This is a genomic window from Sorangium sp. So ce295 (genome assembly GCF_051527405.1).
GTDB lineage: Bacteria > Myxococcota_A > Polyangia > Polyangiales > Polyangiaceae > Sorangium > Sorangium cellulosum_B.
In genome coordinates this window covers 5,520,891-5,543,284 of sequence record NZ_CP150324.1, presented here as the reverse complement: position 1 = coordinate 5,543,284, position 22,394 = coordinate 5,520,891, and the positions used below count along the sequence as shown (strand labels likewise).

20 protein-coding genes are annotated in these 22,394 nt (G+C 71.8%); 6 read left to right on the top strand and 14 right to left on the bottom strand.

The features are described 5' to 3' along the window. Positions 1-49 precede the first annotated feature (49 nt). The 6 genes from WMF11_RS20880 to WMF11_RS20855 form a co-directional block, all read right to left on the bottom strand. The gene (locus WMF11_RS20880) at positions 50-1,744 is read right to left on the bottom strand and encodes a 2-isopropylmalate synthase (RefSeq protein WP_437554141.1); all 1,695 of its coding nucleotides are present in this window, start codon (positions 1,742-1,744) and stop codon (positions 50-52) included. 34 nt (positions 1,745-1,778) lie between these two features. After that, complete coding sequence (ilvC, locus tag WMF11_RS20875; protein WP_012236362.1) at positions 1,779-2,792, bottom strand: ketol-acid reductoisomerase; 1,014 nt, start codon at positions 2,790-2,792, stop codon at positions 1,779-1,781. Between the two features lie 93 nt (positions 2,793-2,885). Further along, positions 2,886-3,434 (bottom strand): acetolactate synthase small subunit, encoded by a 549-nt coding sequence (ilvN, locus tag WMF11_RS20870; protein ID WP_437554138.1) that lies wholly within the window; start codon positions 3,432-3,434, stop codon positions 2,886-2,888. A gap of 137 nt (positions 3,435-3,571) precedes the next feature. Further along, positions 3,572-5,281 (bottom strand): biosynthetic-type acetolactate synthase large subunit, encoded by a 1,710-nt coding sequence (gene ilvB / locus WMF11_RS20865; protein WP_437554136.1) that lies wholly within the window; start codon positions 5,279-5,281, stop codon positions 3,572-3,574. Positions 5,282-5,374: 93 nt separating this feature from the next. Further along, a complete protein-coding gene (locus tag WMF11_RS20860) occupies positions 5,375-5,815 on the bottom strand; it encodes a hypothetical protein (protein WP_437554135.1) in 441 nt (146 codons plus the stop codon). 105 nt (positions 5,816-5,920) lie between these two features. Next, positions 5,921-6,151: a hypothetical protein gene (locus WMF11_RS20855; RefSeq protein WP_437554133.1), complete on the bottom strand. Its 231-nt coding sequence runs from the start codon at positions 6,149-6,151 to the stop codon at positions 5,921-5,923. Between the two features lie 412 nt (positions 6,152-6,563). On the opposite strand from WMF11_RS20855, the gene WMF11_RS20850 reads away from it, so the two are divergent. The 4 genes from WMF11_RS20850 (at position 6,564) to WMF11_RS20835 (ending at position 11,069) form a co-directional block, all read left to right on the top strand. After that, on the top strand, positions 6,564-7,598 hold the full coding sequence (locus tag WMF11_RS20850; RefSeq protein ID WP_437978687.1) for a hypothetical protein: 1,035 nt from the start codon (positions 6,564-6,566) through the stop codon (positions 7,596-7,598). Between the two features lie 148 nt (positions 7,599-7,746). Then, positions 7,747-9,207, top strand: coding sequence for an amidase (locus WMF11_RS20845; protein WP_437910233.1), 1,461 nt, complete (start codon positions 7,747-7,749; stop codon positions 9,205-9,207). A 37-nt stretch (positions 9,208-9,244) separates the two neighbouring features. Next, positions 9,245-10,441, top strand: coding sequence for a saccharopine dehydrogenase family protein (locus WMF11_RS20840; RefSeq protein ID WP_437910231.1), 1,197 nt, complete (start codon positions 9,245-9,247; stop codon positions 10,439-10,441). A gap of 43 nt (positions 10,442-10,484) precedes the next feature. Continuing rightward, on the top strand, positions 10,485-11,069 hold the full coding sequence (locus WMF11_RS20835; RefSeq protein WP_437978686.1) for a gamma-glutamylcyclotransferase: 585 nt from the start codon (positions 10,485-10,487) through the stop codon (positions 11,067-11,069). 21 nt (positions 11,070-11,090) lie between these two features. On the opposite strand, the gene gyrA is transcribed toward WMF11_RS20835, so the two are convergent. From gyrA to WMF11_RS20810, 5 genes are all read right to left on the bottom strand, one after another. After that, a complete protein-coding gene (gene gyrA, locus WMF11_RS20830; RefSeq protein ID WP_437978685.1) occupies positions 11,091-13,739 on the bottom strand; it encodes a DNA gyrase subunit A in 2,649 nt (882 codons plus the stop codon). Positions 13,740-14,174: 435 nt separating this feature from the next. Then, positions 14,175-14,750 (bottom strand): hypothetical protein, encoded by a 576-nt coding sequence (locus WMF11_RS20825; RefSeq protein WP_437978684.1) that lies wholly within the window; start codon positions 14,748-14,750, stop codon positions 14,175-14,177. A gap of 224 nt (positions 14,751-14,974) precedes the next feature. After that, the gene (locus tag WMF11_RS20820; protein ID WP_437978683.1) at positions 14,975-15,391 is read right to left on the bottom strand and encodes an HNH endonuclease; all 417 of its coding nucleotides are present in this window, start codon (positions 15,389-15,391) and stop codon (positions 14,975-14,977) included. After that, positions 15,388-15,621, bottom strand: coding sequence for a hypothetical protein (locus WMF11_RS20815; protein ID WP_044965251.1), 234 nt, complete (start codon positions 15,619-15,621; stop codon positions 15,388-15,390). The genes WMF11_RS20820 and WMF11_RS20815 overlap by 4 nt, the downstream gene beginning before the upstream one ends. A 79-nt stretch (positions 15,622-15,700) precedes the next feature. Further along, a complete protein-coding gene (locus WMF11_RS20810; protein ID WP_437978682.1) occupies positions 15,701-16,426 on the bottom strand; it encodes a hypothetical protein in 726 nt (241 codons plus the stop codon). A gap of 134 nt (positions 16,427-16,560) precedes the next feature. Here WMF11_RS20810 and WMF11_RS20805 point away from each other — a divergent pair, with 134 nt between their 5' ends. Both WMF11_RS20805 and WMF11_RS20800 read left to right on the top strand, forming a co-directional pair. Then, the gene (locus WMF11_RS20805) at positions 16,561-18,111 is read left to right on the top strand and encodes a protein kinase domain-containing protein (RefSeq protein ID WP_437910219.1); all 1,551 of its coding nucleotides are present in this window, start codon (positions 16,561-16,563) and stop codon (positions 18,109-18,111) included. A gap of 86 nt (positions 18,112-18,197) precedes the next feature. Next, positions 18,198-19,136, top strand: coding sequence for a sugar phosphate nucleotidyltransferase (locus WMF11_RS20800; RefSeq protein ID WP_437978681.1), 939 nt, complete (start codon positions 18,198-18,200; stop codon positions 19,134-19,136). Positions 19,137-19,189: 53 nt separating this feature from the next. Here the strand turns inward: WMF11_RS20800 and WMF11_RS20795 are convergent, their stop codons facing one another. From WMF11_RS20795 to WMF11_RS20785, 3 genes are all read right to left on the bottom strand, one after another. Next, positions 19,190-19,486 carry a lipoprotein gene (locus WMF11_RS20795; protein WP_437978680.1) on the bottom strand — a complete coding sequence of 99 codons (297 nt, stop codon included), beginning with the start codon at positions 19,484-19,486 and terminating at the stop codon, positions 19,190-19,192. Continuing rightward, entirely contained in the window at positions 19,483-21,048 is a 1,566-nt protein-coding gene (locus tag WMF11_RS20790) for a phytoene desaturase family protein (RefSeq protein ID WP_437910214.1), read from the bottom strand. Before WMF11_RS20790 ends, WMF11_RS20795 begins: the two co-directional genes overlap by 4 nt. 241 nt (positions 21,049-21,289) lie before the next feature. Further along, positions 21,290-22,384 (bottom strand): DUF72 domain-containing protein, encoded by a 1,095-nt coding sequence (locus tag WMF11_RS20785; RefSeq protein ID WP_437978679.1) that lies wholly within the window; start codon positions 22,382-22,384, stop codon positions 21,290-21,292. Positions 22,385-22,394: the final 10 nt, after the last annotated feature.

Here is a 22,394-nt window from a genome sequence, read left to right as displayed (position 1 = left end):
GCCGAGCTCGTCGCCCCCCTGGGGGGCCTCCTGCGCTCGGCGCACGGCCCTACCTCGCGGTCTCGACGGCGGCGCCGTGGCCGCTCTGGTTGCTCTCTGACGCCGCCGCGTCGTCCTTGGGCTCGACGCCGTAGGTCGCGAGGAGCCGGTTCAGGGCGGTGAGGTACGCCTTCGCGCTGGCCACCAGGATGTCGGTGTCAGCGCCGTGGCCGTGGAAGACCCGCGCCGCGGCGTCGTGCTGCGGGTGCCGCTTGCTCGACGTCGCGTCCGCCCGGACGCGGACGCTCACCTCGCCGAGCGCGTCGATGCCCTCGGTCACCGCGTGCACCGAGAACTCGAGGAGGCTGCTCGGCACGCGGACGATCTCGTCGATCGCCCGGTAGGCGGCGTCCACCGGTCCGGTGCCGATCGCGGCGCGGACGTGCAGCGCCCCGTCCGGCCCGCGGAGGCGGACGGTGGCGGTGGGCATGCCAGTGCTCCCGCAGGCGACCTGGAGCGCGTCGAGCGTGTAGAGATCGTCGGCCTGCGCCCGCGTGGTCGAGACGATCGCCTCGATGTCGGGATCGGTGACGTGCTTCTTCTTGTCCGCGAGCGCCTTGAAGCTGGCGAACGCCGCCGCCAGCTGGGCCTCGTCGAGGTGGTAGCCGAGCTCCTCCAGCCGGTTGCGGAGCGCGTGCCTGCCCGAGTGCTTGCCGAGGACGAGCCGGGTCTGCGTCACCCCGACCATCTCCGGCCGCATGATCTCGTACGTCTCCTGGTGCTTGAGCATCCCGTCCTGGTGGATGCCCGACTCGTGCGCGAAGGCGTTGGCGCCGACGATCGCCTTGTTCGGCTGGACGTTGAAGCCCGTGGCCGCGCTGACGAGGCGGCTCACGGTGGCGATCTGGGTCGTGTCGATCCCGGTGCGCAGCCCGAAGACGGCCCGGCGCGTGGCGAGCGCCATGACGATCTCCTCGAGCGCGGTGTTGCCGGCGCGCTCGCCGATGCCGTTGATGGTCACCTCGGCCTGGCGCGCGCCCGCGCGGATGCCCTCCAGCGCGTTGGCCGTCGCGAGCCCGAGGTCGTTGTGGCAGTGGACCGAGACGATGGCGCGGTCGATCCCCGGGACGTTCTTGCGGATCCCGGCGATGAGCGCGCCGAACTCGCTCGGGATGGTGTACCCGACGGTGTCCGGGATGTTGAGCGTGGTGGCCCCGGCGGCGATCGCGGCCTCGAGCACCTGGTAGAGGAACTCCGGCTCGCTCCGGCCGGCGTCCTCGGGGCTGAACTCCACGTCGGCGCACAGGTCGCGCGCGTAGGCGACCATGGCCCGCACGCGGTCGAGCACCTCGGCCCGGGTCATCCGGAGCTTGTGCTTGAGGTGGATGTCGCTCGTGGCGAGGAAGGTGTGGATCCGGGGGTGCGCGGCCCGGGCGACGCCCTCCCACGCCTTGTCGATGTCGACCTTGGTGGCGCGGGCGAGGGCGCAGATGATCGGCGGGGTCGCGGCGGGGCGGCCGGGGACCGCGGCCGCGCCCACGCGCTCGGCGATCGTCTGGACGGCGAGCAGATCGTCGGGGGAAGCGGCGGGGAAGCCCGTCTCGATGACGTCGACGCCGAGCTTCGCCAGCGCGAGCGCGATCTCGAGCTTCTCCGACGATGTCATCGTCGCGCCCGGCGACTGCTCGCCGTCGCGCAGCGTCGTGTCGAAGATGCGGACGTAATCGGACGGGGGCATCGCTTGATTCGCAATCATCTCAGGCATGGTGTTCTCCGCCGCCTCCCACGAGTGGAGAGGCTCAGTCGCCGGGCTTGATGGTGACGGGATCGATGAACGGCATCATCTTGCGCAGGTTGGCGCCCACGATCTCGAGCCGCTGCTCCCGCTCCTTCGCCCGCGTCGCCTCGAACTTCGGCCGGCCCGCCTCGTTCTCCGCGATCCACTTGCGCGCGAACTCGCCGCTCTGGATCTCGGCGAGGATGCGCTTCATCTCCTCGCGCGTCTTGTCGGTGATGACCCGCGGGCCCGACACGTAGTCGCCGTGCTCGGCGGTGTCGCTGATCGAGTACCGCATGTAGTTGAGGCCGCCGCGGTACATGAGGTCGACGATGAGCTTGAGCTCATGCAGACACTCGAAGTACGCGATCTCCGGCTGGTAGCCGGCGTTGACGAGCGTCTCGAAGCCGGCCTTCACGAGCTCGCTCGCGCCGCCGCAGAGCACCGCCTGCTCGCCGAAGAGGTCGGTCTCGGTCTCCTCCGCGAACGTCGTGAGGAGCACCCCGGCGCGCGTCGCGCCGATGCCCTTCGCGTAGGCGAGCGCCTGGGCCTCCGCCTTGCCGCTCGCGTCCTGGTGGACGGCGAGGAGGGCCGGGACGCCGCCGCCGGCCTCGAACGTCTCGCGCACCCGGTGGCCGGGGCCCTTCGGTGCGATCATCGACACGTCGACCGACGGGGGGGGCGTGATCGTGTTGAAGCGGATGTTGAACCCGTGCGCGAACATGAGCGTCTTGCCCGGGCCGAGGTGCGGCGCGATCTGCTCGTTGTAGATGCGCGCCTGCGACGTGTCGGGGGCGAGGATCATGATGACGTCGGCGGCCTTCGCGGCCTCGGACACCGTGGCCACCTGCAGCCCCGCGGCCTGCGCCTTGGGCCGGCTCTTGCTGCCCTCGGGCAGGGCGACGATCACCGTGACGCCGCTGTCGCGCAGGTTCAGCGCGTGCGCGTGCCCCTGGGAGCCATAGCCCACGATCGCGACCTTCTTGCTCTGGATGAGCGAAAGATCCGCGTCGTTATCGTAAAAAATCTTAGCCATCTCTCTCTCCTTACAACCGGGACCCGCACCTCGCGGCTCCCGTCCTTCACGTCGTTCACGTCTCGCGCGCGCTATTTACACCGTCTCGCGCCGTCAGGTGGCGCCGTTCTCGGCCGTGCGCACGGGGATCGAGTCGAACCTGGCCTCGGCCTCCTCGGCGCCGCGGGTCATCACGATCATCCCTGTCCGCACCATCTCGATGATCCCGAACGGGCGGAGCACCTCGAGCAGGCCCTCGATCTTGTCGCCGGTCCCGGTGATCTCGATGGTCAGCGCCTCTGGGGCGACATCGACGGTGCGCGCGCGGAACACCTCGCAGAGCTGGAGCACCTGCGCCCGGCTCGTCGCGTCCGCCTTCACCTTGATGAGCGCGAGGTCGCGCGCGACCGAGGCGGTGTGGGTGACGTCCCGGACCCAGAGGGTGTTGACCAGCTTGTAGAGGTTCGCCTCCAGGCGCCGCGCTCCGTCCTCGTCCGCCTCGAGGACCAGGGTCAGGCGCGAGATCCCGGCGATGTGGGTGCGCCCGACGCTCAGCGACTCGATGTTGTAGGCGCGCCGCCGGAAGAGGGACGCGACGCGGTTGAGCACGCCGGGGCGGTCTTCGACGTAGGCGATGAACGTGCGCAGGATGGGTCGATCCATGGATGCCTCTTGAAAGTCCCTCTTGTCTGTGGTGCGCCCGGCTCCGGCCGCGGCGCGCTCGGGCGCGCCCCGCCCGTCCGACGGGCGCACGCTCACGCTGGAGCGCGCGCCCAGGGCGCGTGGGTCTGCTGGCGCGTTCACGGGTCCTCCCCGGTCTCCACGATGGGGCTCGGGCGCCGGATCATGTCGTTCAGGTCGGCGCCGGCGGGGACCATCGGATAGACGCTATCCTCCTGCTCCACGCGGAAGTCGACGACCACGGTGCCCGGCGTGGCGCGGGCGCGCTCCACGGCCGCGGCGATCTCCTCGCGCTTCGTGACGCGGATGCCGGTCAGCCCGTGGGCCTCGGCGAGCTTCACGAAATCCGGGCTGCGCATCGGGGTCGCCGAGTAGCGCCGGTTGTAGAAGAACTCCTGCCACTGCCGCACCATGCCGAGGTAGCCGTTGTTGATGACGGCCACGTGGACCTTGAGCCCCTCCTGCGCGCAGGTCGAGAGCTCGCACGCGGTCATCTGGAAGCCGCCGTCGCCCACGACGACCCAGATCTCGTCCTCCGGCTTCGCGAAGCGCGCGCCGATCGCCGCCGGCAGGGAGAAGCCCATCGTGCCGAGCCCGCCGGAGGTGATGAGCTTCCGCGGGTGATCGTGCTTGTAGTACTGCGCTTCCCACATCTGGTGCTGGCCGACGTCGGTTACCACAAGCGCCTTGCCGTCGGTGAGCCGCCAGAGGTCGTGCATCACGTGCGCGGCGTACAATTTGTCGTTGTACGGCAATTGTTGAATGTCACGGACCGCCGAGTCGCCCTTCAGCAGGTTGATGCGCTCGACCCACGGGCCCCGGTTGCGCTGCTTGCACCCGGGGATGAGCGACAGCAGCGTGTCCCGGACGTCGCCGATCAGGCCGACATCGATCTTGACATTCTTGTTGATCTCGGACCGGTCGATCTCGACGTGGATCTTCTTCGCTTTGACGGCGTAGGTCTTGAGGTTGCCGGTCACGCGGTCGTCGAAGCGCATCCCGAGCGCGATGAGGAGGTCGGCCTCCTGGATGGCGGTGTTCACCCACGCCTCGCCGTGCATCCCCATCATGCCGAGGCTGAGGGGGTGTGTCGCCGGGAAGCCGCCGAGGCCGAGCAGCGTGGAGGCGACGGGGATCCCTGTCTTCTCCACGAAGGCGAGGAGCTCGCGCGTCGCCTCGGCCCTGACGATGCCCTGACCGGCCAGGATGAGCGGCCGCTCGGCCTCGTCGATGAGGTCGATCGCCTTCTCGATGTCCGTCTGGACGGCGTGGTGCGAGGGGCGGTAGCCGGGCAAGCGGACCTCGCCCTTCGGCGGCTCGAAGTCGATCGACGCCTGCTGGGCGTCCTTGGTGATGTCCACGAGCACAGGGCCCGGGCGGCCCGAGCGCGCGATGTAGAACGCCTCGCGGAGGGCAGGGGCGATGTCCCGGACGTCGGTCACCAGGTAGTTGTGCTTGGTGATGGGCAGGGTGACGCCCGTGATGTCCGTCTCCTGGAACGCGTCGGTCCCGAGCAGCTTGGACGGCACCTGCCCGGTGATACAGACGATCGGCGAGGAGTCGAGCATCGCCGTCGCGATCCCGGTGACGAGGTTCGTCGCGCCCGGCCCCGAGGTGGCGACGCACACGCCGACCTTGCCCGAGGCGCGGGCGTACCCGTCTGCCATGTGCGCCGCGCCCTGCTCGTGCCGGACGAGCACATGGCGGATCGGGTAACCGAGGATCGTGTCGTAGGCGGGCATGATCGCGCCGCCCGGATAGCCAAAGACCACGTCCACGCCTTCGCGGACGAGGACTTCCCAGATAATCTGTGCACCGGTTCGTTTCATAATTCCCGACTCCATCGAGTCACGCGGGTGAAGGTGGGGCCCATGGGGGCGCCTTGGCCGCGGGGTTCCGCCGTTTCTCAGAGGCTCAGCAACTTAGGCGATCGCGCGCTGCAGATCCTCCCGAGGGCCGCCGCCGCTGCTCTCCTCGCGGCGGAGCGCGTCGAGCACCCTGCGCGCGTCGTCGAGCGACACGACGCGCGAGCTGCCCTGCGCGCTCGCCGGCTTGGCGCGCTGATCCACGTCGGAGCGCGCGGAGGGCGGGTCAGCGTGGAACTCGAACGAGGCCTCCGCGGCGTCGCCGTGCGGGCGCGCGCCCTTGAGGTGCGTCGAGGATCGCTGGGGCGCGCGGACGGCGCCCCCGCTGGCTCGGGCGCGGATCTCGTCGACGAGCGCCTCGAACTCCTCTCGCACGGCGCTCGACGCGACGGGCACCCCACATCCCGCGGCGACGAGCTCGGCGAGCTCCGCGATGCGCTGGCCGACGGCCTCGATCGAGGCGTCCTCCCGATTTTTCCTCGAATGTTCCTTGCTCACTGATCCTCCTTCGACGACGGCTGCTCTCCGTGAACCCTCAGGCCGGAAAAAACGAAAGCCCCCGGACCATCTCGGTGCGGGGGCCTATCTCCATGCTGTCTCAGCTCAGAGCGGCGGCCCGCAACCGTTCCCGACGCGAATCAGCCCGACGACGTCAACTAGGCTGATGAGCGCAGGAATGGCTAGGCCCGCTAGGAGCCCGACAGACACGCCGCCTTCGACGACGACGAACGAACGCGCCGTCGAGGACGCCAACGAAGCATTGTGCACAACCTTCTCAGCGAGGGTCCCATCGCCGGAGGCGTGGGCGCTGGCGGTGTACATCGACTTCTGCATGGCGTAGATGCTTCTACCCTACAGAGCTGCTGCGTCGCGTCAAGTTGTTTCTTTACAGATCGCTTGTTTCTGCGGCATTTTGTGCAGTTTTTTGTTCGAGCGCGCGCACGTGAACCGCGTGATGTTCAGCACGGACCGGCGCTGTCCGGGAGGTCGGTCCGCGGTGGATCGAACGGCGATGCACTGCGCTCGATGTGCACGGCTGCGTCGCTCGAGCGCGACGCCGGGCGAGTCGAGCGAAGCGCGCCGAGCGCGTCGCGTGGAGCGCGCGCAAGCGAGGGCGCGGCCAGGATGCTGGGGTGCCAGGGGAGAGGTGCGCAAACACCGGACGTCGGCTCATGCGCCCCCGAAGTGCAGACTGCTGTCTTGAACTGACTGCCGCCAGATCGCGCGACACACCCATGAACCCGGCATGCAAGCGCATCGCGTCGCGCAGGCGCGCCCTGCCGATCGGACGGTCTCGCCCTGGGGTCTGAAGCGCCGTCGCGTGGCCTCTCTCGGCACGGTCGGGCTCCTCGCGCTGAGCGGCGCCGCCGCGGCCCGCGCCGATCCTGCGCAGCCTGGGGATCCCACGGCGCTCGCCGGTGCACAGCCCGCGCGGCCGTCGCTTCCACCCGCGCCGCCTGCGCAGCCACCTGCTGCGCAGGAGCGGCCCGCCGCCGCGGCGCCCCGGACGCAACCGAGGGCGGCCGCCAACTTCAGCACGTTCCTCGAGCTCCGGGACGACTACTCGAGCGGCAAGAACGGCTTCTTCAACGCTGCGGTGCTCCGGGGGGACTACGCCTTCACCAGGACGTTCTCGCTGCGCGCAGACCTGCCGCTCGCGTACGCGGGTGACATCGAGGGCCGGCGCGACGCGGGGCTCGGCGACATCCTGATCCGGCCGCTCGTCCGCGTTGTGGGCACGCCGCGGTTCGCGCTGGTCGTCGGCACGGATCTCGTCCTCGACTCGGCGACGAAGCGCGCGCTCGGCGCGGGAAAGAACCAGGTGGCGCCCCTCGTCCAAGCGTACTTCCGCGTGGCGCGGCCCGCGCGGCTCGGCGCCCAGCTCCAGCACGCCGTGTCGTTCGGCGGCGACCCGGGGCGGAACCCCATCCAGAAGTCGACGATCAGGGAATTCGCGATCATCGAGCTGCCGCACGGGTTCTGGGTGAGCCCGGACCAGGCGTTCTCGATCGATCACCGCGGCGCGCACCGCGTCGTGTCGACGAGCGTGCTGGAGGTCGGCGCAGAGCTCAGCGAACGGGTGCAGGTGTACGTCGATCCCGGCATCCAGGTCGATGACCGGGGGGCGGTCGACTGGCTTATCACCGGGGCGGTGCGGTGGGCCTTCCCGCAGCGAGCGCGGGCGCGCGCGGTCGCCGCCGCGCCGGTGCAGCGCGCGGGTACGGAGCAAGCCGCGGGCGCGGGGCAGGCCGCGGGCGCGGAGCAGGCCACGGAGGAGTAGGCGGCTCGCGCCTCCGGCGTCCAGAAGGACGCCCGGCGAGGGCCGCGCGCGGCTCGCGCCCGGGATGGGGCGGGGGGCGATCGACGGATCCGGGGTGGCGGACCCTTGACCTGGGTCGTCGTCCCGAGCCTGATCCTCGGTCGCACGCATGCTGTCACGAGATCCGCTGCTCCTGCTCTCCGCGACCCGGCTCGCCGCGCTGATCCGCGAACGCGCCGTGACGTCGGCCGAGGTCGTGGAGGCCCATATCCGGCACATCGAGCGCGTGAACCCGACGCTCAACGCGATGGTGGCGGACCGGTTCGAGGCCGCCCGCGCCGAGGCGCGCGCGGCCGATGCTCTCCTCGAACAGGGCGGGCCCGCGGGCGCGCCGCCGTTCCTCGGCGTCCCGTGCTCCATCAAGGAGAGCTTCGCCGTCGCCGGCATGCCGAACTCCGCGGGGCTCGTCGCCCGCGCCAGCGTGCGCGCGGAGGAGGACGCCGTGACGGTCACGCGCCTGCGCGCGGCCGGCTTCATCCCGCTCGGCGTCACCAACGTGTCGGAGCTCTGCATGTGGATGGAGACGAACAACCGGCTCTACGGCCGGACGAACAACCCCTACGACCCGGCGCGCACCGCGGGCGGCAGCTCGGGCGGGGAGGCCGCGGTGATCGGCGCGGGCGGCGCGCCGGTCGGGCTCGGCTCGGACATCGGCGGATCCATCCGCATGCCCGCGTTCTTCAACGGCGTCTTCGGCCACAAGCCGACCGGCGGGCTCGTGCCGACCTCGGGCCAGTTCCCGCTGCCGGGCGAGCGGGGGCTCCGCTTCATGACGACGGGGCCGATCGCTCGGCGCGCCGAGGATCTCATGCCGGTGCTCCGCATCCTCGCCGGCCCCGACGCGCGCGATCCGGGCTGTGCGCCGCTGCCGCTCGGCGATCCGGCCTCGGTCGATCTCGGCACGCTGACGGTGCTCTCCGTCGAGCACGACGGCGTGCGCCGGGTGAGCGCCGATCTCGTGGCCGCGCAGCGGAGGGCGGCGGAGGCGCTCGCCGCCTGCGGGGCGAGGGTGATCGAGGCGAAGGTCGACCTCCTCGCGCGGGCGCTCGACATCTGGACGGCGATGGTGGGCACGTCCGGGGGCGTCACGTTCCGGGCGTTGCTCGGTGATGGCCGCCCGGTCAGCCTGCCGCGCGAGCTCGCCCGCTGGTCGGTCCGCCGCTCGCCGCACACGCTGCCGGCGCTGGGGCTCGCGTTGCTGGAGGACGTCGGCGGGCTGCTGCCGGCGCGCGTCGAGCGCGCCCTGGAGCTCGGCAAGGCGCTGCGCGCCGAGCTCGTGTCGCGCATCGGCGAGCAGGGCGTGATGCTCTACCCGTCCTATCCGAGCCCCGCGCCGCGGCACTACGCGCCGCTCCTGCCGCCCTTCCAGTGGACATACACCGCGGTGCTCAACGTCATGGAGATGCCGGCGACGCAGGTGCCGCTGGGCCTCAACGGCGAGGGGCTGCCGCTCGGCGTCCAGGTGGCGGCGATCCACGGCAACGATCACGTGACGATCGCCGTGGCGGAGCACCTGGAGCGCTCGTTCGGCGGCTGGGTGCCGCCGTCGCTCTCGTGGTGCCGGCGCTGACGTTCCCGCCCGCGGTCGTGGTATCAAGGCTGCCCCCATGACCAGCGACCGCGCGTACGACGTGATCGTCTTCGGAGCGACCGGCTTCACAGGTCGCCTCGTCGCCGAGTATCTCGCCACCAAGGGCAAGGACGCCTCTGCCCGCGGCGCAGAAGAGCGGCCCATCCGTTGGGCGATCGCTGGCCGGAACGCGGGGCGCCTCGCCGAGGTGAAGGCGGCGATGGAGGCGATCGATCCGGCGTGCTCCTCGCTGGGCGTCATCGAGGCGGCGTCGGACGACGCGGCGTCGCTCGAGCGCATGGCCCGGCAGGCGCGCGTCGTCATCACGACGGTCGGCCCTTACACGGCGCTCGGCGAGCCGCTCGTCGAGGCGTGCATCCGCGCGGGCACCGACTACGCGGATCTCACCGGCGAGCCCGGGTTCGTCGACCGCCTCATCGAGCGCCACCACGAGGCTGCCCGCGCGCGGGGCGTGAGGATCGTCAACTGCTGCGGCTTCGACAGCATCCCGCACGACCTCGGGGTGCTCTTCACGGTGACGAAGCTCCCCGCGGGCGAGCCGATCGTGGTGGAGGGCATCGTGCGCGTGCACGGCAGCTTCTCCGGCGGCACCTGGCAGTCGCTGCTCGAGATCATGGCGCGCCCCGGCCCCAGGAAGGGCGCCGCGCGCGGCGAGGACGCGCGCGGGGCGCGCAGGGTGCGGGGGCTCAAGACGCGCATCCGCTACGAGAAGGGGCTGCGCGCGTGGCTCTGTCCGATGCCCAGCATCGATCCGCTCGTCGTGCTGCGGAGCGCGCGGGAGCTCGACGCCTACGGCCCCGACTTCCAGTACAGCCACAACGTGCAGGTCAAGTCCGGGCTGCAGCTCGTGATGGGGATCGCCGGCTTCGGCGCGGTCACGGCGCTGGCCAAGGTGGGACCGACGCGGGAGCTGCTCCGCAAGGTGCGGAGTCCGGGGGAGGGGCCGAGCGCGGAGGAGCGGGCGCGCAGCTGGTTCCAGGTGACCTTCCAGGGGAAGAGCGCGTCGCGCAAGGTGGTGACGCGGGTGAGCGGCGGCGATCCCGGTTACTCGGAGACGGCCAAGATGGTGGCAGAGTCGGCGCTCTGCATGGCGTTCGACCGCGAGCGGCTGCCGGCGCGCGCCGGGGTCATCACGCCGGTCGTCGCGATGGGGGAGCGGCTCATCGAGCGGCTTCAGGCTGCGGGGATCCGGTTCGAGCTGCTCGAGGGGTGAGCTGCGGCGGCTGGCGGCCGGCGCGGTTTGGTACAATCGCCCCGTGCACCGCGAGACGTGGATCTTCGGTTACGGCTCGTTGATCTGGCGGCCTGCCTTCCGCTTCGAGCAGATGGTGCCCGGGTACGTCACGGGGTGGGCCCGCCGCTTCTGGCAGGGGTCCACCGATCATCGGGGCGTCCCCGGGGCGCCTGGGCGGGTGGTCACGCTGATTCCGTCGCCTGGCGCGCGCTGCTGGGGGATGGCCTATCGCGTTGGCGTGGCCGAGCTCGACGAGGTGCTTCGCGCGCTGGACCACCGCGAGAAGGGCGGCTATGCGCGCCACGACGTGCCGCTCCACCTGGCGGACGGGGCGTCGGCGCGCGCGGAGATCACGGCCCGATCGGCCATCGTGTACCTGGCCACGCCCGATAACCCCGATTATCTGGGCGCCGCGCCGCTCCCCGAGATTGCCGCTCAGGTGCTTGCGTCGCACGGCCCGAGCGGCTCGAACGTCGAGTATGTCCTTCAGCTCGCCGACGCGCTCGTCGCGATGGGCGCCCACGACGAGCACGTGACCGAGCTAGCGGCCCTCGTCGGCCATCGAGCTCCCCGTCCGGTCGACCCGACAACCACCGTAGGCCCCTAGCTCCCCGCCCGGGGTCGACCTCTAGTTGACCTCGCTGACCTCGCTGACCTCGCTGACCTCGCTGCTCCCGTTCCCGCCCGCGTGATCCGCGACCCCGTTGGTCCCGTCCACGCCCGCACCCGGCGGCGTCGACCCGCCCTCCTCGGCCTCGGCCGCGTCCGCCGCGAAGGCCTCGACGGCGACGACCCGCTCGTCCTGGCCGACGTGCATGATCCGCACGCCCTGCGCGTTGCGCCCTGTCTCGCGGATCTCGCTCGTCTTGGTGCGGATCATCTGCCCGCGATCGGTCACGATCAGCACCTCGTCGCTCGGGCTCACCATGGCGACGCCCACCACCGGCCCGTTCCGCTCGCTCGCGTCGATGAGGATGACGCCCTTGCCGCCGCGGCTCTGGAGCCGGAACTCCTCGAGCGGCGTCTGCTTGCCGTACCCGCGCTCGCACACCGCGAGCACCCGGTCGCGCCCGTCGCCGCTCACGCCGAGGCCCACCACCACGTCGCCCTCGTCGAGCTCGATGCCCTTCACGCCCATCGTCGCGCGGCCCGTCGGGCGCACCTGGTCCTCGGGGAAGCGGATGCTCATCCCGCTCCGCGTCGCGATCACGAGCTCGCGCTTGCCGTCGGTGAGCGCCGCCGTGAAGAGCTGATCGCCCTCCTCGATGCGCACGCCGATGATCCCCTTGTCCCGGTAGTTTTCGTACTCGTTGAGCGCCGTCTTCTTGATCTGCCCGCGGCGGGTCAGCGTCACAACGAACGTCTCGCCGTCGAAGCTCGGCACCGGCGTGATCGCCGCGACCTTCTCCCCCGGTTCCATCCCGACGAAGTTCACGATCGCCCGGCCCTTCGCGTTCCGAGGCGCCTGCGGGATCTCGTAGACCTTCTTGACGAAGACCTTGCCCTTGTCGCTGAAGAAGAAGACGTACGAGTGCGTCGACGCCACGAAGAGCTGGCTCACCCAGTCCTCCTCGCGCGCCTCCATCCCGACCATCCCCTTGCCGCCGCGGCGCTGCGCCCGGTACGTCGAGGTCGGCGTCCGCTTCAAGTAGCCGGCGTGCGAGATGGTCACGACCATGTCCTCTTCCTGGATCAGGTCCTCCATCTGGATCTCGGCCTCGGCCGGCACGATCTCGGTCCGCCGCTTGTCGCCGAAGCGCTCCTTGATCTCCTCGAGCTCCATCACGATCACGTTCATGAGCAGCCCCATGTCGGCCAGGATCGCCCGGAGCCGCTCGATGGTCTGCGACAGCTCGCCGTACTCCTTCGCGAGCTTCTCCCGCTCGAGGCCTGTCAGGCGCGACAGCCGCATCTCGAGGATCGCCTTGGCCTGCCGCTCCGACAGGAAGTAGTCGCCGCGCGTGTCGGCCTCGGCGCACTCGGGCTCCGGCCGGCCGGCCCGCCGGAGGAACTCGCCGAGCCCCCGGAGCGGCAGCTTCTGCAGGTTCTCTCGCGCGTCGTCCGGATCGCTCGAGGCCCGGATCGTCGCGACGATGCGATCGATGTCGCTCGTCGCCATCCCGAGCCCCTCGATGAGCTCGCGCTGCGCCTCGGCCTGCCGGAGCTCGAACCGACAGCGCCGCGTCACGACCTCGCGCCGGTGCTCGATGAAGTGCGAGAGCGTGTCCTTCAGGCTCAGCACCGCGGGGCGCCCGTTCGCGATCGACAGGTTGATGACGCCGAACGTCGCCTGGAGGTCCGTCAGCCGGTAGAGCTGGTTGACGACCACCTGCGGGAAGATGTCCTTCTTCAGCTCGATGACGATCCGCATCCCCTCGCGGTCGCTCTCGTCGCGCACCTCGCTGATCCCCTCGATGCGCTTCTCCTTCATGCACTCGGCGATCTTCGCGACCAGCCGGGCCTTGTTCACCTGGTAGGGGATCTCGGTGAAGACGATCTGCTCGCGGTCGCCCTTCATCGTCTTCTCGACCTGGTGGCGCCCGCGCATCGTGATCGAGCCGCGGCCGGTCGTGTACGCCTGCACGATCCCGCTCTTGCCGTAGATGAGGCCGCCGGTCGGGAAATCGGGGCCCGGGACGAGGTGGAGCAGCTCCTCCAGGGTGATGTCGGGGTTGCGGATGATGGCGATCGTCGCGTCGATGATCTCGCCGAGGTTGTGCGGCGGGATGTTCGTCGCCATGCCGACGGCGATGCCGCCGGAGCCGTTCACCAGGAGCTGCGGGAACTTCGCCGGCAGGACGCTCGGCTCGAGCTCCGAGTCGTCGTAGTTCGGGACGAAGTCGACCGTGTCCTTGTCGAGATCGGCGAGCAGCTCGACGGCCATCCGCGACAGGCGCGACTCCGTGTACCGCATGGCCGCGGGCGAGTCGCCGTCGACCGAGCCGTAGTTGCCCTGCCCGTCGATGAGCGGGTAGCGCAGGCTGAAGGTCTGCCCCATCCGGACGAGCGCGTCGTAGACCGCGAGATCGCCGTGCGGGTGGTACTTGCCGAGGACGTCTCCGACGACGCGCGCGCACTTCTTGTGCGAGCCGGAGGGGCCGATCTTCTGCTCGTTCATCGAGTAGAGGATCCGGCGGTGCACCGGCTTCAGGCCGTCGCGCACGTCCGGGATCGCGCGGCCGATGATCACGCTCATCGCGTAGTCGAGGTAGCTCGTCCGGAGCTCGTCCTGGATGCTGACCGGAACCTTCTGCTGGATGTTCGACGTCTCTTCCATGGGGGACCTGCACCCGAGGCGCGGGGGGCGGGCGCGGTGCGCGCTCGGCCCCCGTCGTAGAGGCCCATCCCAGCGCGGCTCGAGCGTCGAGCGGAGCAGCAGAAGCGGCCCTGACCTCGAACGACGAGCGACGAGGTGGAGTCCGGCCTTCGCCGCCCGCCCTATGACCCACGCTGTTCAGGGGATGCGACGGATGCGTTCAGGTACTCCAAGGGGCAGGCCGGCGCAAAGGGTTTGCCGGCCTCAGAGGGCGTTCCTGCCCGCGCGCGCGGGCGCGGATCGCGGCCTGCCGCCCGCTCCTCGGCGGACGCCGCGAGGCGCCGGCGAGGGCGCATCAGGGGCCGGACAGCGGGCGGGATCGCGGGAGCGTCCTGGGCGGGGGCGCTGGACAGCGCGGCGGGAGCGTGAGGCGGCGCAACGGGAGCGCCGGAAGGGTCAGGGCTCGACGCGGGTGGGCTTGGCGCACGTCCGGACAACGATTTCCACGTCCTTCTCTGCCACGATCGAGCCGGCGCCGCCCGGGGGGTCGGAGTCAGGGCCGGGGCACTCCCACGTCCAGGTCGGGTCGGCCTTGTCACCGTTGGGGAGCAGCATTTCGGGGTTCCCGGAGGTCTCGCCACCCTTGGGCGTGAGCTGATCGGCGCGCTCCCCCCCGTAGCCGTCGATCCTGACCGTGTACTCGTGCCCCTCGACGACGGAGGTGAACGACACGCTCCACGCACAGGAGATTGGCGGCGACGAGGCGAGGGGGGACGGCCCGCCCTCCGCGCTGTTGTCGGTGAGCGTGGCGACGTAGCTGCGGATGGCCTCCGGCTCGTCCGAGCCCGAGCACTGGACGTCGCCGCCCAGGAAGGCGAGCGGGTCGATGGTCACCGACGTCCCGAGCTGCAGGTCGTCGTCGCTGTTGGACCCGTCGGCGCAGGCCGTGAGCGCGAGGACGGCGAGCGCCAGGGCGCACCGGCCGGCCCGGGGTCGCGGGGAGCGCCCGCGCGCGCGATCCGCGGCGAACAAGGTTCCGAAACCAGCTCGAGCTCGGCCCATCGGCAGGGGGCACTAGTCCAAGCCGGGGAACGGCGCCACATGAAACGCGGCCCAGCTGCGCGCGCGGCGCGCGGCCGAGCGAGGCCCGCCAGAGGGGACGCCGCTGGCGGCGGCGCTCGCGGGCGAGCTGCCGGATGCGCCGCTCGCGCTCGCGAGGCGGTGATGAGCTCGCGGAAGCCGCGGGCGCCCGCCCTCTACGGGAACCGACCCCGCAACGCCTCTTCACGTCGAATCTCGATGACGAGAGGCCGATTCATCCGGAGCAGCGCGACCGTGGCGCGGCATGCCGGTGTCTTCCCGGCGATCGACAGCTCGCCCGTGACGTCGAAGTGGTCTTCCCAGCGACCCCAGCGAGGGTGGAAGAGGCTCGCGTGGTCGCCCGTGGTCGGGTCCTCTCCATGGGTCCGCGCTCCCTTGCGCAGGGAGCACGACACACAGGCGAGCGCCAGGTTCTCCAGGGCGGTCAGGCCACCTGCGTGCCGTGGCTGGATGTGATCGACATGGAACGTGGCCTCCTGGCTGACCTGGGAGAGCCGGCAATACTCGCATCGATCGGCAGCACGCTTGCGGACGCGACGCTGGAGCGCCGCGGGCACGCCGTCGCCGCTCATCGCGTCAGCGCAGGCTCCTTCCGCGATGCGCGGAGGCGCAGCAAGCTGAGCAGCTCGGCGAGATCGACGAGCCCCTCGGCTTCGATGGCCTCATCCGCCGATAGCTTCTCCCCGCGATCCTGCTTGTCCAGGAGCGCCTGCAGCCTGCGATCGACCCCCGCCGGGAGGCGGAGCTGTGCGAGATCGGAAGGGAGCTCCACATCAACGTGGACTGTTGCCGGCGTAGCCATCGTCGAAGCCCTCCCTGAACCTAGCAGGTTGGTGCGAGGCGGGCGATCCCTCAGTCCGAGGGAGCTTCCCGCAGCTGTATCAGGGACCGTCGGAGCCGCCGTTGCCCGCGCTGCCGCCGCCGGAGCCGCCGCTGCCTGCGTTGCCGCCGCCGGAGCCACCGCTGCCCGCGCTGGCGCCGCCGGAGCCACCGCTGCCCGCGCTGGCGCCGCCGGAGACATCGCTGCCGCCGCCGTTGCCCGCGCTGCTGCCGCCGGAGCCGCCGCTGCCCGCGTTGCCAGAGCTGCCGCTGCCGGCGCCGCCGCCGTTCGGGGCGACGAACGCGCAGGCCTCGAGCGCCTCCGCCTGCGCGGTGATCACCTCGCAGGGGGTGATCGCGCGGTCCACGCCCGCGGCGAGCGGCGCTGCAGAGCACTCCGCCATGGACGCGACCTTGGCGCTGGCGCAGGCGCGCGCCTCACCGACGGCGGCAACGCAGGCATCGACCTCGACGGTCGTCGGATCTGCCACGGTCTGGCCGCCGCCGGCGCCGTTCTCGAAGCCGTGCAGGCACTGGTCCCAGTAGAACTCGACGCAGGTGTTCACCCGCTCTTCGGCGTCCCCGGAGCCGATCCACTCCGGGCACACGGCGGCCGCCTCGCACCGGGCCTGCTCGATCCGCCGGCAGGCGTCGACGCCCACAGCGTCGTTGCCGCAGCTCGGCGCTGTGATGAGGGTCACGGCGCCGAGGCCGAGCAACGCGGCCGCGGCCCAAAGCGCGGAGCTCCGCCTCGCGGCGGAGAGGACGGCGAGCGCAGACGAACCCACCCGGCGGAGCTACCACGCGGCCGCCGGAGGCGTCGAGTTTTCCGGCACACCAGCTGCCCGCCCCACCTCGGGAGGCGCGAACGGCGACCGGACAAGGCCGGTCCGATCTATGCTCCCAGGGCCGCGATCACTCCATGGATCCGCCGAGCCTCGCGCAGCTCCGACCCGACACGCCTTTCCATGGGCGGTACCGCGTCGTGCGCCCGATCAAGACGGGCGGGATGGGGGCGGTGTACGAGGTCGTGGACGTGGTCACGGACCGCCGCCGAGCGCTCAAGGTGATGCTCCCCGGCTCCATCCAGGACCCGGCCCAGCGCGCCCGGTTCGCCCAGGAAGCCAAGATCACGGGCGGGATCGAGAGCGACCACATCGTTCACATCTCCGATGCCGGCATCGACGCCGACTCGGGGATGCCGTTCCTCGTCATGGATCTGCTCCAGGGCGAGGAGCTCGCGAGCCTGTCGGCGCGCCGCGGCCCGCTGCCGCCGGCCGAGGTGGTGCTCTACCTGGGCCAGGTCGCGCGCGCGCTCGACAAGATGCACGCGGCCGCCATCGTCCACCGGGACCTCAAGCCGGCGAACCTCTTCCTGACGAGGCGGGATGACGGCTCCCCCTGCGTGAAGGTCCTTGATTTTGGGCTGGCGAAGGTCGTGGCGCACCGCAGCATGGCGGACCGCACGGCGATGGTCGGGACGCCCCTCTACATGGCGCCCGAGCAGATCCGCGGCGACGTCGCGGTCGGGCCGAAGACCGACATCCATGCGCTCGCGCATGTCGCCTTCGCGCTGCTCGTGGGCAGCCCGTACTGGCTGACCGAGGCCAACGTCCTGCCGTCGGTCTACGCGCTCCTCCAGCGGATGGTGGCGGGGTTGCCCGAGCCTCCGAGCGCCCGCGCCGCGCGGCGCCGCAGCAGCATCCGGCTGCCGCCCGCCTTCGACGCGTGGTTCCAGCAGGCGACCGCGATCGACCCGAAGGACCGCTTCGAGCGCGCCACGGCGGCCGTCACGCTGATGGCGGAGGCGCTCGGCGCGCCCGCCCCGTCGACGCCGCCCCCGCCCGAGCGGCCCACGAACCCGCCACCGTCGTCTCGCCGCGGGGTCGAGAGCCGCGGGGGCGAGGCGGACGACCGGCGCGCCGCCGACGACCGGCGCGCCAGCTCGCCGTCGGACCCTGGGCCGAAGCCTCCGGAGCCAGGGCCCAAGGCCGGCGAGTCACGCCAGCGCGACGACGACCTCGCCGCGGTCGTCCACGAGGAGCGGCTCCGGGCCTTCCTGAAGAAGGAGGTGCAGCGCGCCAAGGAGCAGCGGACGAGGAGGCTCTCGCTGCTGCTGCTCAGCGTGGAGGGGCTCCAGGACGTCGAGGAGACGCAGGGCCGAGCCGGGGTCGATCGCATCCTCGGCGATCTCGCGCGCATCGTCAGGATCTACGTGCCGGAAGGCGGGCTCCTCGGGCGCTACCGCCGCGACACCCTCGCGATCGTCTGCCCCGGGATCGGCCGGACGCGGGCGTCCGCGTTCGCGAAGGTGCTCGGCGAGAAGGTGCGCCAGCACCGCTTCCGGCGAGCGGCCACGAGGCCTTTTCGGATGACCCTCCGCATCGGCGTCGCGCACGTCGAGGAGGGGGACGCGACGGGGCACGAGCTGCTCGAGCGCGCGTCGCGGGGGCTGCTCGAGCGGGGGGAGTGAGCTGAACGAGGGATCGGGCCGATGGCCGCGATCTCCGCTGGCTCCGTCGCACGGCTGCGCGGTCGCGCCGTAGCGACCTCGATTTCTTGAACGTTCCCCGTGAAGGGGTGATCCTCGCGGCCATGGCCTCTGCCATGATCCTCGCGGCGGGGCTCGGGACCCGGCTCCGCCCGCTCACGGACGAGATGCCGAAGCCGCTCCTTTGGCTCGGCGATCGGCCGCTCATCGCGCACATCGCCGAGCGGCTCGCCGCGGGCGGTGTCGTCCGCGTCGCGGTGAACAAGTCCCACCTCGCGGAGCGATTCTCGCGCGATCTGCTCGCGGCGTTCCCGATGCCCGTCGAGGTGCTGCACGAGCCGGAGCCCCTCGGCACTGCCGGGGGCCTCGCGAACGCGGCGGGCGCGCTCGGCGAGGGCGACGTGGTCCTCTGGAACGGCGACATCCTGATCGATCTCGATGTGGCGGCGCTCTCGGCGGCGCACGGCCATCACGGCGCGGGCGCGACGCTCGCGGTCGCGCCGCGGCCGGCCGGGGAAGGGACGGTCGGCGTCGGCGCGCGGGGCGAGGTGGTGCGGCTCCGTGGCGAGCGCTTCGGCGACGAGGTCGCGGGCGGCGATTTCGTGGGCGTGCACGTGGTCAGCGGGGCGCTCCGGCGAAGGCTGCCGCCGCGCGGGTGCATGGTGGGGGACGTGTACCTGCCGTGGCTGCGCGAGGGGTGCTCGCTCGCGACGTTCGCGGCGCCCGCCGTGTGGCACGACATCGGAACGGTGGCCGCGTACCTGGCGGCGAACGCGCGCTGGCTCTCGCAGCGCGGCCTGCGGAGCTACGTCGGCCCGGGGGCGTCCGTCGCCGAGGGCGTGGACGTGGCAGGCAGCGTCGTCGGGGCGGGGGCGCGGGTCGAGGGGGTCGGCGCGGCACGCGGGTGTGTGGTCTGGCCGGGCGCGCAGGTGGTCCTCGGCGTCGGCGCCCCGCTCGAGCGGGCGGTGGTGACGGCGAAGGGGACGGTCGCGCGCGCGGCCGGGTGAGCACGTGGGTGGAGAGGTCCGGAGAGGTCCCTGCGACCAGGGAGGGGCGAGCTTCACCGCGCTGGTGCGTCGGGGCGATTCACGTACTCGGTCGCAAACCTGTGGATCTCATCCGCCTTCCGGTGCTCGGACAGCTCGGGATAGACACCCCAGAGGACGTCCTTGATGAAGACGCCATACGCCGGAGTGCCAGGCCGGATGGCTGGATGATGTCGCTCCAGATACTCGCGCAGGAGCACCTCCGCCTCGCTGATCGCCGGCGCGCCCGGCGGGCCGCCTGGAGACGGCGGCTCCCTGCTGCACCCGGCCACCACGGCGAGCGCTCCCATCGCCACGAGGTGCCGCTTCATCTGCCGAGGTCGGCGAGCGCGGCCTTCGCGGCGTTGTGCCCCGCCGCGCCGATGACCGACCCGGCCGGGTGCGTGCCCGCGCTGCACGAGTACAGCCCGGCGAGCCCGAACCGGTAGGGCACGCGGTCGGCGAAGCCGAAGCTGTTGTCGATGTGGTGGATGTGCCCCTTCGTGATCCCGAAGTGCCGCTCGATGTCCGGCGGCGCCAGCGTGAACGTCTCCAGCACGAGATCGCTCATCCCGGGCGCGAAGCGATCGCAGATCGAGAGGAGGTGCTTCACGTAGCGCGGCGCAGCCTGGTCCCACGTCTCGCCGCCCGCGAGCGCGTAGGGCACCCACTGCACGAAGAGCGCCGCGTTGTGGTGGCCCTCGGCGTCGCGCAGGCTCGGGTCGATCGGCGTGTGGAAGTACCACTCGATCGCGGGGAACTCCGGGAGGCGCCCGCTCATCGCGTCGCGGTGGGCCTGCCGCAGCGTGTCCATCACGACGTCCTCGTCCGGCAGCAGGTGGATGGTCGGCCCGAACTGACCGCGATCCTGCGGGAGGCACGTGAACGTGGGCAGACCGGTCAGCGCCATGTTCACCTTGAGCGTCGAGCCGTCCTTCGCGAGCGCGTCGAGCCGCGCCGAGAGCGAGGCCCCGATCGCCGCCTCGCCGGCGAGCGCGCGGGTGCGGTACGGATCGGCGTTCGAGACGACCACCTTCGCGGCGATGCGCGTGCCGTCCTCGAGGAGCACGCCGGAGACGGCGCCCCCGGACGCCTCGATCTGCGCGACGCGGGCGCCGGTGAGGATCGTCGCGCCCTCGGCCCTCGCCTTCTCGGCGAAGAGGCGGGAGATCGTGCCCATGCCGCCCTCGACGATCATCCAGGTCCCGTCGGCGCCGGGGAGGCGGCACATGTTGTGGATGAGGAAGTTCATGCCGGTGCCGGGCGATTCGAAGCCGCCCGCGAGCCCCGAGAAGGCGTCGGTCACGGCGTACATCGCCTTGAGGAGGTCGCTCTTCCAGCCGAACCGCGCGAGGTAATCGGAGATCGTGCCCCGGCAGAGCGCCACGAACGTCTGCCGGAGGGCGGGCCGCACGTAGCGCTCCGCCGTCTCCTCGATGGAGAGCGGCTCCGCGAGCCACGTCGGGGCGATGTCGTCCCGGAGCGCGGCGAGCTCGGCCTGGAGCGCGCTGTTCGCGTCCCAGTCCGCCTGGGAGAAGAACTCGAGGAACTGCCGCTTCATCGCGGCCTGATCCGAGCCGAAGAGCAGGTAGCGCCGGTCCGTGGTCGGCAGGAAATAGTGCGGATCGCGCCGCCGGAGGGGGAGGGCGACGCCGACCTCGCGGAGCAGCTCGGGCGGGGCGAGCCCGAGCAGGTAGGCGCCGCTCGAGACGCCGAGGCTCGGCGCCTTCCGGAAGGGGTGCTCGGTCTTCACCGCGCCGCCGACCGCGTCCTTCTCCTCGAGCACCACCACGTCGAGCCCGCGGCGGGCGAGGAGGACGGCGGCGACGAGACCGTTGTGGCCGGCGCCGACGATGACCACATCGGCGCGGGCCGGAGCTTCACTGCGTTTCACTGGGCACCTCCAAGCGCTGTGCGCGTCGTCTGCCGCGGCCGGCGCGCCGGCGCTCGGGCCATGGCGCACGAGGTGTTGCACGGATGGTGGGGCGAGGAGAGCCCTTTTCGCGCGCGGTAGCGGGGAGGGGCGCGCCGCGCCGGCCCCGAGGCCGCCCGCACGGCGACCCTTTCCAGCCTGTCCTCTCCGCGGCGCTGGCGCGCGCGTCGCGCCGGCCCGCTCCGTCCTGCCCTGGTCGGGCTCACCCGCCGGCGGTCGTCGTGGGCGCCGTGGGCGCGCGCCACGCCGCGGCGACCTCCTCGGCGATGGCGCGCACGGTCAGGGGTGCCGAGCCCTCGGCCTTGTTGTTCACGAGCGTGAAGCTCTCGATGCGCAGCGCCGCGGCCTCGCAGAGGATCCGCGCGACCTCCGCGCGCATCTCGGGATCCGGCTCGACCACCCGGTTGAACGGGTGGAACCGGCGCTTCTCCGCCTCGTAGCGGCGACCGGGCTTGAGCGAGAGCCGGACGACCGCGAACGGGGCGTTCGAGACGGGCACCACCTCGGCCTGGGCGCCGGGAGACGGCATGTTGCGCCAGTAGCTGTAGGCGTGGGCGACGCCGTGCGCGCCAAGGATCTCCCGGTACTCGCCGGTGAAATAGGCGCGCTCCCTGAGCTCGACCGCGCAGGAGAGCTCGCGCGGCAGCGCGCCGAGGAACGCGTCGAGCCGCTCGAAGAACGCGCGCGGCGGGAGCCGGTGCGGCGGGCCGACCGGGGGAAGCTCGAGCAGCACCGGCCCCGCGTGCGCCCGGAACACCGTGAGCAGCGGCGCGGCGACGCGCGAGAGGAAGAGCGGCACCGAGAGGAAATCCGGGTTCGGCTCGAGGCGAGCGGGGCCCGCGCTGCGCCCCTCGTCCTCGTTCGGCGGGGTCTGCGATCGCTCGAGCGTCTGGGACACGACGGCGTGCAGCGCCTTCGATACGCAGCGGAAGCCCTCCGGCAGCTGCGCTGCGTAACGGCGGAAGTCGCTGTCGGGGACGGGGGCGTAGAAGCTGCGGTCGATTCCGACCGTCGTGAGCAGCGGGTGCCGGGCGTACTCGGCGAGGCCATCGCGCGCGAGCTCCTCCGTGCTCTGCCGCGCGGCGTAGACGAGGCCCTGCCAGCCGGGGAAGCTCCACGAGCTCGTGCCGAGGTGGAGCCCCGGCGGCAGCCGCGCCGCCAGGCGGGCGGCGTCGTCGTAGACCGCCGCCATCGCGTCGCGCTCGCGCGCCGCCTCGGCAGCGGCGGGCTCCGGCGCTGGACCGAACAGCGAGAGCTGCGATGGGTCGGGGCCACGGCGCCCAGGGGAGCGGCTCACCCGGTCGAGT

Bases quoted from the DNA above. Each gene is read 5' to 3' on its own strand.
- ilvB (WP_437554136.1), bottom strand. From the start codon at position 5,281: ATGAAACGAACCGGTGCACAGATTATCTGGGAAGTCCTCGTCCGCGAA.
- WMF11_RS20850 (WP_437978687.1), top strand. From the start codon at position 6,564: ATGCAAGCGCATCGCGTCGCGCAGGCGCGCCCTGCCGATCGGACGGTC.
- WMF11_RS20855 (WP_437554133.1), bottom strand. From the start codon at position 6,151: ATGCAGAAGTCGATGTACACCGCCAGCGCCCACGCCTCCGGCGATGGG.
- WMF11_RS20795 (WP_437978680.1), bottom strand. From the start codon at position 19,486: ATGAAGCGGCACCTCGTGGCGATGGGAGCGCTCGCCGTGGTGGCCGGG.
- gyrA (WP_437978685.1), bottom strand. From the start codon at position 13,739: ATGGAAGAGACGTCGAACATCCAGCAGAAGGTTCCGGTCAGCATCCAG.
- WMF11_RS20820 (WP_437978683.1), bottom strand. From the start codon at position 15,391: ATGAGCGGCGACGGCGTGCCCGCGGCGCTCCAGCGTCGCGTCCGCAAG.
- WMF11_RS20815 (WP_044965251.1), bottom strand. From the start codon at position 15,621: ATGGCTACGCCGGCAACAGTCCACGTTGATGTGGAGCTCCCTTCCGAT.
- WMF11_RS20845 (WP_437910233.1), top strand. From the start codon at position 7,747: ATGCTGTCACGAGATCCGCTGCTCCTGCTCTCCGCGACCCGGCTCGCC.
- WMF11_RS20840 (WP_437910231.1), top strand. From the start codon at position 9,245: ATGACCAGCGACCGCGCGTACGACGTGATCGTCTTCGGAGCGACCGGC.
- WMF11_RS20805 (WP_437910219.1), top strand. From the start codon at position 16,561: ATGGATCCGCCGAGCCTCGCGCAGCTCCGACCCGACACGCCTTTCCAT.
- ilvC (WP_012236362.1), bottom strand. From the start codon at position 2,792: ATGGCTAAGATTTTTTACGATAACGACGCGGATCTTTCGCTCATCCAG.
- ilvN (WP_437554138.1), bottom strand. From the start codon at position 3,434: ATGGATCGACCCATCCTGCGCACGTTCATCGCCTACGTCGAAGACCGC.
- WMF11_RS20880 (WP_437554141.1), bottom strand. From the start codon at position 1,744: ATGCCTGAGATGATTGCGAATCAAGCGATGCCCCCGTCCGATTACGTC.